This is a genomic window from Psychrobacter alimentarius (assembly GCF_001606025.1).
GTDB lineage: Bacteria > Pseudomonadota > Gammaproteobacteria > Pseudomonadales > Moraxellaceae > Psychrobacter > Psychrobacter alimentarius.
The window spans coordinates 2,812,726-2,825,724 of record NZ_CP014945.1 but is presented as its reverse complement, the minus strand read 5'-3'; the positions used below and the strand labels follow the sequence as shown (position 1 = coordinate 2,825,724).

The 12,999-nt window shown below is 44.1% G+C and carries 10 protein-coding genes; 6 read left to right on the top strand and 4 right to left on the bottom strand.

From position 1 onward, the window contains the following. Position 1: 1 nt before the first annotated feature. The 4 genes from minD to A3K91_RS11675 all read right to left on the bottom strand — a co-directional run bounded on the left by minD (position 2) and on the right by A3K91_RS11675 (position 4,445). Positions 2 to 814: a septum site-determining protein MinD gene (gene minD / locus A3K91_RS11690; RefSeq protein ID WP_062845422.1), complete on the bottom strand. Its 813-nt coding sequence runs from the start codon at positions 812 to 814 to the stop codon at positions 2 to 4. Between the two features lie 415 nt (positions 815 to 1,229). Continuing rightward, positions 1,230 to 2,057, bottom strand: a complete 828-nt coding sequence (gene minC / locus A3K91_RS11685) for a septum site-determining protein MinC (protein WP_062845421.1) — start codon at positions 2,055 to 2,057, stop codon at positions 1,230 to 1,232. A 104-nt stretch (positions 2,058 to 2,161) separates the two neighbouring features. Continuing rightward, on the bottom strand, positions 2,162 to 3,253 hold the full coding sequence (locus A3K91_RS11680) for a hypothetical protein (protein WP_062845420.1): 1,092 nt from the start codon (positions 3,251 to 3,253) through the stop codon (positions 2,162 to 2,164). A gap of 238 nt (positions 3,254 to 3,491) precedes the next feature. Continuing rightward, a complete protein-coding gene (locus A3K91_RS11675; RefSeq protein ID WP_062845419.1) occupies positions 3,492 to 4,445 on the bottom strand; it encodes an acyltransferase in 954 nt (317 codons plus the stop codon). Positions 4,446 to 4,871: 426 nt separating this feature from the next. Between A3K91_RS11675 and A3K91_RS11670 the strand changes: the two genes are divergently transcribed. The 6 genes from A3K91_RS11670 (at position 4,872) to A3K91_RS11645 (ending at position 12,997) form a co-directional block, all read left to right on the top strand. Further along, a complete protein-coding gene (locus tag A3K91_RS11670) occupies positions 4,872 to 5,528 on the top strand; it encodes a YiaD family glycine zipper/OmpA-like lipoprotein (RefSeq protein ID WP_062845418.1) in 657 nt (218 codons plus the stop codon). Positions 5,529 to 5,983: 455 nt separating this feature from the next. Beyond that, positions 5,984 to 7,444, top strand: a complete 1,461-nt coding sequence (locus tag A3K91_RS11665; RefSeq protein WP_062845417.1) for an imelysin family protein — start codon at positions 5,984 to 5,986, stop codon at positions 7,442 to 7,444. A gap of 189 nt (positions 7,445 to 7,633) precedes the next feature. Next, on the top strand, positions 7,634 to 9,304 hold the full coding sequence (locus A3K91_RS11660; RefSeq protein WP_062845416.1) for a di-heme oxidoreductase family protein: 1,671 nt from the start codon (positions 7,634 to 7,636) through the stop codon (positions 9,302 to 9,304). Between the two features lie 33 nt (positions 9,305 to 9,337). Beyond that, complete coding sequence (locus A3K91_RS11655; RefSeq protein ID WP_062845415.1) at positions 9,338 to 10,489, top strand: imelysin family protein; 1,152 nt, start codon at positions 9,338 to 9,340, stop codon at positions 10,487 to 10,489. Positions 10,490 to 10,492: 3 nt separating this feature from the next. After that, the gene (locus A3K91_RS11650) at positions 10,493 to 12,115 is read left to right on the top strand and encodes a DUF1513 domain-containing protein (RefSeq protein ID WP_062845414.1); all 1,623 of its coding nucleotides are present in this window, start codon (positions 10,493 to 10,495) and stop codon (positions 12,113 to 12,115) included. Positions 12,116 to 12,325: 210 nt separating this feature from the next. Next, positions 12,326 to 12,997 (top strand): M48 family metallopeptidase, encoded by a 672-nt coding sequence (locus A3K91_RS11645; protein WP_084387346.1) that lies wholly within the window; start codon positions 12,326 to 12,328, stop codon positions 12,995 to 12,997. Positions 12,998 to 12,999: the final 2 nt, after the last annotated feature.

Here is a 12,999-nt window from a genome sequence, read left to right as displayed (position 1 = left end):
ATTAACCTCCAAACCAGCGCTGCAATAAACTCTTTTTCTTCACGTCAATGTGACGCAAAGGACGTTCTTCGCCTAAGAAACGGGCAACGATATCATCATAACACTGACCAGCGATAGAATCGGTATAATGAATGACTGGCTCACCATGGTTAGATGCTTCTAGAACTGAATGGCTTTCAGGAATCACACCAAGTAAAGGCACTTTCAAGATATCATTAGAAATGGTATCAATATCCATCATTTCATTGGCGGCGGCACGTTCGGCATTATAACGAGTGATGACCAGATGCTCACGGACTGAACCTTGGTTTTCTTCTACCTTTTTTGTCTGGCTTTGCAAAATACCAATGATGCGATCTGAGTCACGCACTGAAGAAATCTCAGGGTTGGTGACAATGATGGCCTCATCCGCATGATACATAGCCAACTGTGCACCGCGCTCGATACCAGCAGGCGAGTCACAGATGATATAGTCAAACTGTTTAGACAGCTCTGTCATAACTTCTGCCACACCTTCATCTGTCAGTGCGTCTTTGTCACGCGTTTGACTGGCAGGAAGGATGTATAAATTTTCTAGCTGTTTGTCTTTGACAAGCGCTTGCGACAAACGGGCACTACCAGTGATGACATCAACGAAGTCATAAACAATTCGGTTCTCACAACCCATGATCAAGTCTAGATTACGTAGACCTACATCAAAATCGATAACGACTGTTTTATAGCCACGCAACGCTAAACCGGCAGCAAAAGAGGCACTTGTTGTGGTTTTGCCCACACCGCCTTTACCTGAAGTGATTACAACTATCTTCGCCACAATGGCACACTCCTATGAATCAATGGGATATCTTTTATATGAATAACGCGATTTACTCTTGCTCATACACGAGGTGACGACACATACAATGTATGAGCTATCTGCGAAGCTAGCCTAGCATAAATAAACATAAAATTATAGCAAGTCTATACTAAAGCAAAAAACAACTTATAGATAATTTACAAGGCGTTACTACCCAAAATTGGTCTGACGATTGGGCATCTTGTAAACAGTAAAATAAACGCTCACGGACTCTGCAAATAGTGGCAGAGCTAGAGATTCATCATAGAACATTTTTGTTAAATAAACTTACTATAATATTGATATAACCATTCAAAAGTTTTTTATCGAAGATTTCTAGCGTATTTTACTGAAAAATAACTGAAGCATCTGTGATAAAGAACAATTTTTTGGTTTAAGCATTGTCCATAACAGTAAATACCAAACCTTCACCCTCAACAAATCTTACTTGTACTGACTTATCAATCACATGCTCAGGTAAGTTGTCTCGCAAGCAGTAAGTACCTGCCACTGAAACCAGGGTCGGGTTAAATACTTGACAGAAAATACGAGCATCTTTATCGCCTGTTGCGCCTGCTACCAATCGGCCTTGAGCACGGCCATAAACATGTAAGCTATTGTCAGTGATGGCTTCTGCACCACTATTGACACTATTGGTCAAGATTAAGTCGCCACCAACGTGATTTAGGCTCTGACCTGAGCGTAGCATTTGATCATAGAACAGACTGGTAATATGCTCAGCACTCACCAATGTTTCTGCTGTGACAGTCGATATAGTTGTTTCAGAGGCTGCGTCATTGGTTGCAGCAGTGTCATGACTTGTTGTATTGGTCTCGCCACTTTGAATATCTGGCGTTTCGCTGACTCTAGCAGGTGGTTTTTTGTTAGAGACAATACGTTCGATACGTTTGCCATCGGCGGGGAATATGGCCAAACGCTGTGCGCGTGCTTGCTCATCTAAGATACCTGTAACGACGCCAATGGGCTGTAGACCCCATGACCATAATAATTCTACCAACGCCGACAAATCCTGCTCAACGTCACTATCGATTAAAACGGGAATATTGCTCGATTTATTACTCAATGTTTTGGCAAGTTCGGCCTCAATAATACTCAGATCATCTGTACTGAACTGCACGCGAGAAAAGGTCAACATTTTGCCATAAAATGCCAACGCTGTTGCAGCGCTTGAAGTCTGATGGTCATTGGTTTGGATGGTCATATATAAATCCTCAAAGATAATCTTGTCGCTGTGTATTCGGTGGCATTTTTATTTTGAGTCGACGCTATTATTGGTTTTATTGTCGAGTCATATAATAGTCAGCATTATAAGTTGAGCATGTCTTGGTGCTTCCAATGCTGTACTTTTACTTGTGCTTCAAATTCGGTCAAACTGTCATCAATGATACTAGAGATCAACGTATTTAGGGCTGTGTTGTCTGTGTCTATTTTTGCGACGCCACTGGCAATAGCCACCATCAGTGAATCGAGGCGTTCAGGGTCAAGAAGGCGCTTATTCAAGGCGTAAACGACGTTTTCGCCTACATTGTGGCCGACATGCTGCAATTGCGATTCGATCAAGCTGCCAGCGATAGGTATCATGCGTAGATAGCGGCGCAGTTCTGGGGTGTTGGCTAAGCCTTCTTCAATAGCATTACCCACTTCAGTCGCCAAGACACCACTACCTGAAGAGGCGGTCAGTTCCTGAAGTTTTGGTGCAAGCTCTTGGCGCAGGACAGACAATAATGCCGCTTCTATCTCACTACGATTGCGAGCAATAGTAGATTCAATAAATGACTTATGCGTGTTAGGGTCGGTCAACTGCTGCCGAAAATTCTGAATGGTCGTTAATATGACGCGATCAGACAGCTCTTCTAACAAAAGGTTGATGTAGAATTTGATGCGGTTGATCCATAGTTGCGGCAGTACTTGGTAGCCGAGCTGATACAGTCGTCTCCCAATAATCACCGCTCGAAACAAGCGTAAGGCTCGCAGTTGCGGAAAGCAGCCCAATACCTCGTACCAATGTACGAAAGGAAAAAAGAACCAGCGATAATAGATTTTTTGTTTAATCGCAACGGCCCAGCGTAGTAGCAGCTCAACGATTAAAAACACGGTAAAAAACCCACCAGCCGTACGTAAAGGCTCATGCAACGTATTTTGGTACCAATCAAGCGCTGTGCCAATGGTCAGCCAAGCAGCAGCATTGTGGCTAAAATCACTCATCAAGATGGCATCAATACTAATCAATAAGAGATCAATACTGATAGCGATAATCATCACAATATCATAAGTGAGCCGTAACCGACTTGGCTTAGGGCGATTTGGTCGTGGCGGTTCATCATCTGACAGATAGGATGAGCGATTCGGCACGGTTGCTGAGTCTAGATGCGGGCTAGTAGTAGAGGAGGCGGGCACAGACAAACCTTATAGAGAATGAATAACACAAAAAATAGCGACGTAAATAGAAACATGGCTATTGAGTAATGAGTGAGCAAAAAATCATAGGTTTATGACTTCTCACATTATCAATGAATAGGGGCAAAAAACAACCTATCTTTTATGATAATTACACATTAGTCCTGACCATTTTAAGCGCCATCATTTAACCCAGCCATGTTTACTATTGTCTAAACCGCCTCGATACTCTCAACTATTAAGCAGTAGGCGCTGTTTCAAACTCAGCCAGCATGTCTGTAATCAATTGATCTTTTTCGCGCCATATTTGTTCAACCCATTCAAACATTTGCGCTTTGATTGCAGGATCATTTTCGTAGCCACCGTTTTGAATACCAGCAAATAAATCATCCGGTATCTTGATGTGTCTGACATCAACCCCCAAGCGCTTGATGTTCCCTTTCCATAGATCGCCATAAGTTGGCACGCCATCTGGATAAACAATGGTCATATCTAGCATGCCATCGATATCTGCTCCTAACGCGTTAATAGCCAGCGATAGACCGCCTGCTCTTGGCTTAAGCAAGTGCGTATAAGGAGACTTTTGTAGATCATGTTTGGTCTTAGTGAAGCGCGTACCCTCTAAATAGTTTAGCAAGGTAAATGGCTTGTCTTTTAATAATGCGCAAGCCCGCTTGGCTTCCTCAATGTCTTTGCCTTTTAGGGCAGGGTTTTTTGCGACGGCTTCTTTAGAGTAACGACGCATCATTGGGAAGTCTAAAAAGTAAAAAGCTTGACCCACTATCGGAATATAAATCAGCTCAAACTTGGTAAAAAACCGGGTCAATGGTAGGCGCTTTTCGCTAATGTACTGCACAATACTGGTATCGACCCAAGACTGATGGTTGCTGACGAGTAGGTATTTGCCATTAGTATTGACGTCATCGGGTAATTGAATGCGCCAGTCTTTTCTTGGCAACATATTATCGATTAAAGCATTATTGCTACTAATCCAATGATTGGTGATTTTAATCACAGTTTTATCGGCAATCGATGCGCCAGTCAGTATCTTACCAACACCCATGAACCATAAGGGAATACTACAGCTGATACTATTAGCGGCGATGACCCCTGTTGCTGTGGCAAGTGAGACGGCTTTTCCTAGCTTAGGATTACGTTTGTGTATGTTTTTGATAGTAGATGTCAGTCGCATGCTAGATCCTTTTCGGTCAATCTTATTAGTATATAAACTATCCGTTACGGGCGTTGTACATTACCGCTTTTTATCATATCTGATGCTATAGCGTAATTTTAGCAGAAACCTATCCTAGTGTACGAGTGTAAACGTGACTGATGATAATAAAGGTGTGAGGCGTTATAAATAGGATAAGCATGATGATGTTCTTCAAATTCTGATCAAATGTTTATATATAGATGTTATACATAGATGTGACAAAATATTACACATAATTAGAATGTAATTGCCATAATAATGACGAGTGCATATATGCACCTAGAAGGAATTAATACCAAATATTTATAAAAAGCACATTGTACTTATAACTTAGCAACTATTTAGTTAGTGCCTATCTGTCTATCTATTTAGTGTCTATAACTTTTAAGCTTAAGAGGAACGATTATGCGTAATACATTAATGATTGCAGCAGTAGCATCAGGCTTGGCTCTTAGTGGTTGTACTACTGATCCAAACACTGGACAACAACGTTTAAATAAAACAGCACTTGGTACTCTAGTAGGTGCTGCAGGTGGCGCAACGATCTCTAAAGCAACTGGTGGTGACAAAACTGGTCGTGATGCAGCTATCGGCGCAGCTCTAGGTGCAGGCGTTGGTTATTACATGGAGCGTCAAGCCAAGCAACTTGAGCAACAAATGGCTGGTACTGGTGTATCAGTTGAGCAAAACCCAACAACGGGTAACATCGACTTGGTTATGCCAGGTAGCATTACGTTTGCCTTTGATGATGCAACATTAAACTCATCATTCAAGCCTACGCTTAGCAAGCTTGCACAAACGATGAACCAATACAACAAAACCACGGTAAACATCGCTGGTCATACAGATAGCACGGGTTCTGCGTCTTATAACATGGGTCTGTCACGTGATCGTGCTTATTCAGTCGCTAACTACCTAACCGCTCAAGGTGTTGCTTCTAACCGTATCAATGTGATTGCTTACGGTCAAACCCGTCCAATCGCTAGTAACAACACTGAAAGTGGTCGTCAGCAAAACCGTCGTGTTGAGCTAACCATCAACTCACCACAAAGTGTTAACTAATTTATAGTTTTCTATAATTACAATTTATATAATACCTATCAGTTATATCCGAAAAAGATCAGCAACCAGCTGGTCTTTTTTTATGGGTAACGTTTGACCATCAAATATACTTACCACGCCTTTAGCGTGTTTTAGTTTCTAATGTGATGATGAAAAATCATCAATGATTACAGCAGTGGCTATTAAGAGTATCTATTCATATCTCATATCTAAGTGTTCTATTCTAAACAACAAAAAATTTTGAAGCCAATTAACTATATAAAATAATTTGTTGATAATGATTATCAATAAAACTATAATCTATACACATTTTTGTTGATGTAATATAAATTAGCTTATTAGATATGTTAACCAGTTAACAGCTTGCTAAGTGTTTATAGGGTCGCAATATTCGATATAGTGACTATTATTCAATCAAATCCAATTTGTTTTTGCTGTCTTTTTTGAGGATATGTATGACGATTACTACAGTAATGCGCCGTCAGATTTTACCAACGACTTTGGCGGCTACGCTCGCAGGGCTGTTGATGGTGTCAGGCTGCACTAAGCAGACCAATGAAGATACGAATGCTGATGCGACCACGCAATCAGAGGTACAAAGCACAGAGGCAACGGATGACACAACGCTATCAGCTGTCGACAAGGCACATACTGATAGACTGATGATCAGCTACGCTAATATGGCGCATGCTGCATTTAAAGACTCACTTGATACTGCCAAAGCATTACAAGCGGCAATTGACACTTACGTGGCAACGCCTACGCAAGCCAATTTGGACGCCGCGCAAGCTGCCTATAAAATTGCGCGTCAGCCATACTCGCAAACTGAGATTTTTCGTTTTGACGAAGGCTTTGTCACGCCCAATGATAAACGAGCGATTGCTAGTGTAGATAGCTGGGAGGGACAGATAAATGCATGGCCACTTGATGAAGCGTTGATTGATTATGTCAGTGACACCTACGAAGGTGAGTATAATAGCAAAGACAATATTATTAACAGCGAGAACATCACGGTTGGTAGTGTCAAGCAAGATACCAGCACAATCACGCCTGAGCTGTTGGCAGAGATGAATGAGATTGGGGGAAGTGAAGCCAATGTGACAACGGGCTACCACGCGATTGAGTTTATGCTGTGGGGACAAGATACCAATGGGGTTAATGAAGGCGCGGGGAATCGTCCAGTAAGCGATTATGTCACCGAAGCGGGTCAATGTACCAGTGGCGATACGGTCAATGAAGATGCCAGCATTTGTGAGCGCCGCGGTGCGTTCTTAAAAGCGGCTGCGCAGTTATTGGTAAATGATCTCACAGCGATGGAAGCTGAGTGGCAGCCTGAACGTGACAATACGTTACGCAGTGATCTTATGGCGCGTAAGTACGATAACGGTCTGCGCCAAGTGATGTACCAGATGGGCAGCTTGGCATTGGGTGAGCTTGCTTCTGAGCGTATGCAGGTTGCTTTTGTCACAGGGTCTACCGAAGATGAACACGAATGTTTCAGTGATTTGACGCATCTAAGCTATGCCAATAATGCTCGCGGTATTCAAAATGTCTTTAATGGCAGCTACAGGACAGTCGCTGGCAAAACAGTGGGTGGTTATGGCGTAAAAAACTATCTGGCTGATACTGGTAATCAAGAAGCGGCTGAAAAGTTGGCTGCCGATTTTATTAAAGTAGAAAATGCCTTTAACGTCATTGTAGAAAAAGGCGAAAAAGAAGGCATCAAGGTTGATCAAATGATTGCTACTGTGGGTCAAGCGAGCAAACAAGGCATTTCTGCCGAAGAACAAAATACCCGACGTGGCTGGATTGAAAACGCTATCACAAGCTTACAAGAGCTCACTGACGGTATCGAAAATGCAGCAAAAGCGGTCGGTATTGAAAACTTAGATGCTGATGCTGGTTCGCAGTTTTAAAACGATAAATACAAGATAGTGAAACCACCTGTGAATAAGTGACACGCGTTGCCAGCGGCGGTTGGCAACGTATTTTTTGCGTAGTATAAAAAACGATTTAGTCGGTGCGTCGTTCTGAATGATTCATCAAAAGCATCACACTTTATAGCACGTTTCTAATGGTTCTAAGCTAGGACTAAGGTACGCTCCATGAACGCCTCACATATTACAAAATCTAAATCGTCTTTCTCATTGTACCTGTCTGCTACCAAAAAAACACTGTCCGCAAAACTGACACTTGGTTTGGTATGTGCTTTAGCGATTGGTGGCTGTCAGCCTGCTGATAACGAATCTAATGAAGCTTCTGACAATAAAAAAGCGGCAACCAATAACGGTCCAAACCAAGCGCTTGCGCCTGAGCGTATTCAGGTTATAGAAACGCTCTCTGGCGTACCCATGCAGCAGCTGGTAAGCTTTGATCCGCAAGAGATTAAGCAGGGCGGCGACACGGGTATCAGTATCAGTAGTGCTGAGAGCTACTCCAAACCTTCATCGAACTTGACGGCATCGCGTAAAGGATCGTTTTTTATTGGTAATGCGTTTTTTCGACAGCCATGGGTGGTTGCGCCTGCCAGTACCGACAGTCGAGATGGACTTGGTACGCTATTCAATGTTGCCGCTTGTCAGTCTTGCCACATAAAAGATGGTCGAGGTCATGCACCAATGAATGCGGATGACGACGCTGACAGTTTACTCATTCGTCTTGCCATGCCAGCCACCACGAACGAACAACGACAACAGTTGCAAGATTCACTTATCGAAAAAATCGCGCATCCTATGTATGGCGGCCAGTTACAAGACCGCGGCATTCAAGGCGTACCTGCCGAAGCAAAAGTGGCAGTACAGTGGGTGGATAAACCCATCACGTTCGCTGACGGTCATGTCGAAACGTTGCGCGCCCCCACTTTTACCTTGGACAACCCAGGTTATGGGACGTTTGATGAAGAACTGATGTTATCACCGCGCATTGCTTTGCCGATGATTGGATTGGGATTGTTAGAGCAAATTCCAGACGAAGATATCAAAAAACAAGCAATCAATCCTAATAAAAATAGCCCAAATGAGGGTATCAGTGGTAAATTTAACTGGGTAATGGATCCGCAAACAGGCAAAAAGGCGCTTGGACGCTTTGGCTGGAAAGCAGGTCAAACCAAGCTCATTACGCAAAACCAAAGTGCTTTTAATGAAGACATGGGATTGACGTCGAACATTCGTCCTTATGAGTCTTGTATGCCGATGCAAACCGCTTGTGTCAATGCGGTGACTGGGGCAGATGAGCAAGGCAATGATAAACCGCCTGTGGAAGTGAATGATGAAGTGGCGAAATTTGTGGAATTTTATACCCGCAATTTGGCTGTACCTCATCGACGCCGTGCGGATGATAAACAGGTACTGGCGGGCAAAAAGCGTTTTTATGAGATGGGTTGCCAAAGTTGTCATACGCCACGATATCAGTTGCCAAAAACCGATGACGACCATTTTGAGCAGCATGGACAAGTGATTTATCCTTATACAGATTTATTGCTACATGATATGGGTGATGACCTTGCAGATCGTACAGTTGCGGGTAAGCTACCGCCAAGAGATGCCCAAGTTGAATTTTTAGCCAACTCTTACGAATGGCGGACGCCTGCGTTATGGGGCATCGGTCTTGCCAAAACCGTCGATCCACAAGCGACTTTTTTGCATGATGGTCGCGCTCGTACATTGATGGAGGCGGTGCTGTGGCATGGCGGAGAAGCCAAAAAACAACAGCAACAAGTCCTAAAGTTGGACAAGCAGGGGCGTGATGAATTGAATGCGTTCTTGAAATCATTGTAAAAACTATTATAAAAATCACTAAACGAGAACTGTATGAAAATAAACCATGCTTTAGCAATGGCCTTATCTGCCCTAAGCGCTGGACTCCTTATCAGCTGCGTAAAGCCTACTGACGAAAATAAAGCACCCGATAACAGTAGCCAAAAGGTTGCACAAGATAGTGCTGCTCCTGCCAGTGCAGAAGAAGAGGCGACTGAAAATGCCACTAAAATTACTGCTGTAAGTATCAGCGCTGATACTGAAAAAACCTACTTAATGCATGTGGCAAACGATATCGTCATTCCAGCGTATGCGGATGCAGCCAAGCAAAGCGATGTGCTGCATGATCTGGCGCAAAAGCATTGCCAACAAGCACCAGTAAGCGGCGAGAAGCTACAAGAATTGCGTGAGCAATGGTTGGTATTGGCGCAAGCTTGGGCACGGGCTGAGATGGTGAATTTTGGTCCGGCAACCGATAGCATGAGCAATCTGTATGTCAACTATTATCCGGATGAGCGTGGATTGGTACATAGTGGCGTCGCTGAGCTCATCGCTGCCAATCCAGAATTGACGGCTGAGCAGCTTGCTGATGAAAGTGCTATCGTTCAAGGCGTACCAGGGTTGGAAGAAGCCTTGTATGCCAATGAGCGTTTAGATGCCGGTCAATGCGCTTATGTGATAAGTGCCAGCAGTGCTTTGAGTACACGTCTAAAGGATATTGAGAAAAACTGGCAGCAAAACGCAACCCAATTATTGGCAATGGATAAAACCGCTGAAAGCGATCAAGGGTTGAACCAATGGTTTAATGCTTTGCTGTCCTTAGTTGAGACCATGAAATCAAATGCTATTGAGCAGCCATTAGGCTTGACAGGGAAAGCCAAAGGTCATCTGCCTGCTGCGACCGCTGGGCAAAGCCGTGCCATCATCAATGCCAAATTGGCGGCGTTGAATGACACCATAACAGATCCTGTATTAACGGCGATTTTGGGCGGTAACGATAAAAATAAAGTGGCGGATAATCTATCGACTGCGCTTGCTGACACAACGACACTATTGGCGCAGATGCCAGAAGATTTGGCCACTGCTGATAAGGCTACCCAGCAAGAGCTACTGAATCATATGACGACCATTACTCGCTTGATTAAGCGTCAATTGATTCCGGCGCTCGGTATCCGGGTTGGCTTCAACAGTACTGATGGCGATTAACCCATGCAGATTATCGACGCAAAGCCTGCGCCACCTCTGCTCGAAACGACCAATCAGTCATCTGAATTGGGCAATAGTCAAGTAAGAGAAGTCACGAAGCAGCTGGCGCATGAGCTACTGGTAACCTCAGCATTGACCCTAATAGGCACGGGCGCACTGGTCGGTATACATCATTGCTATCGTAAGCAGCGCCAACTGGACGCAAGCGTGCAAGATTATGTGACGGGGCTACGCTCACAGTTTGGTGTATTGCCGTCAGTATCTAGGTGGCAACTAAAGCGTTTGGGCAACGCTTGTCAGCAGGCAACGATAGCATGGCAACGTGCTTACTATCATGACTCGCTAGCGGATAATAGTGGCGACAATAGGGTGGTTAGCTCTGACATTAGCACAACACATATCACTACCATACTGTCGCGCCCTGTCTGCTGGGTCAGCGGTGTCGCTTCGATGCCAAAGAATAATACAGTGCTGCAAGACAAATACGATGCCCAAGCTAACGATGTCAACGATTTTGGCGTTGTTGGTATTGATGCAGATAGGCAAATCGTTTGGCAAACCACCATGCCTGAACGTGTCCATGATATTGTGGTGCAGCCAATAATTGATGCCCAAGACAGGCTTAGCAACACAGCTCAAAGCCGTGATGTCGTGGTAATGGGTCGTCGTCCTAGTGAGAAATTCTGGGTATTAGAGGCCGCGACAGGCCAAGTAAAAGCCACTATCAATGCTTTAGACAATCGCCATTTTTATGGTCACGCTTGCTATAGTCTCGATGGTAAGTGGCTCTATGTGACCGAGAATGACACGGTAAGTTTAAATGGTAAAATCGGTCTTTATGACGCCTATGAAAATTATAAGAAAATCGCAGAATTTGACTCGCATGGCATTGGGCCACACGAGTTAATCATGCATCCAGATGGCAAAACACTGGTCATTGCCAATGGCGGTATCAAAACTGAGCAAGCCTCACGTGAGGAGCTGAATCTAGATACCATGCGTCCATCGTTGGTGTATCTCGACCGTTATGATGGCTCGTTGCTTGAGCAAGTCGAGCCTGAACACAATCAAATGAGTATACGTCATTTGGCGATGCACGATAATGGTACGGTGATGATTGGCATTCAGTTCCAAGGCGATAAGCACATTAACGTGCCACTGGTACTGACGCATAAACGCGGCGATACTGACTTTTGTCCTTTACGTATGCCGCACAATCAGTGGCAACGCTTTCATCAATACATTGCCAGTGTTGCAGTGGACAGCGCGCGCAATCAATTATGTGTGACCACGCCGATTGGCGGATGTGCCGCACTCTTTGATTTAAACACTTATGCTTTGATCGACACCATCCGTTTGCCAGATTGTGCTGGCGCTGCCGTTATCGCGGATAGCGCAAACATAGCTGACAGGTCAAACAATCAGCATAAAAAGTCAGGCTTTATTGTCAGTGATGGACAAGGTCAATTAACCACATTGCGCGTGAATCACGGATCAACGGCTTTATCAAACTTAAATAACATTGATTTTAATCATGAAAGTTTGAGTGAGGATAAAGCGCATGTACAGGCAGATAGACTGCAACATAGCATGTCTTTTGATAACCATTTGCAAGCGTTACTATAGAGTCGATTCTAAATAAAACAGAACCATGATATTGCAACGCGGCACTGGTATAAATGTTTCTTGCGTGTTGTGCCTGCGCAGACAGAGGCTGCAAAAGCCGATTCCAGTCTCGCTATATGACTTTTATACTGAGCTCACTATAGCAGACGAGACTGTGATAAACGAGACTGTGACAAGTACGGCAAGAGCAGCTTAACTAAGGAAAAGATGATGTTACAGGACAAGACCTCGATATTAACAGATGCCAAAGCGCGTCTTGCCCAAGCAGGTATCGAGTTACACGTGACCAAAAAGCACGTCAAAAACATCAATTTTCGTCTTAAGCCACACACCTTGACGGTCTCTGTACCGAGAGTGATTAGCACTGCACAAATTGAACAAGCAATCGCTAAGCGTGTGCCCTGGGCGATTGCCAATCATGCGCAAGTATTAGAGCAATACAAACGCAAACAACACCGTTCACCAGATACGTTAAATGAAAATTCAAATAATGACAGTCCGCTGTTGTTGTGGGGTTGCACGCAACCTTTTGTACTAAACCACGATGAAAAAATGGCGTATTATCGGCAGCAGCTCGCTGATGTTATGCCAAGCTTGTTTGAAAAATGGCAGCCAGTCGTTGGCGCTACTGCCAATGAAATACGCCTAAAAAAAATGCACACACGCTGGGGCAGTTGTAACACAAGAGCGCGGCGAATTTGGCTGTCTACCTACTTGCCAGCTTATCCGCTTGAATGCACCGAGTACGTTATTGTCCATGAGTTATGCCATTTTCATCAGGCGAATCATAGCCCTACCTTTTGGCAAGCGGTGGCGACAGCGATGCCAGATTACCAGCGCTGGCATAATATATTGGCAGGTAAAACGGGACAGTTAGATTAAAC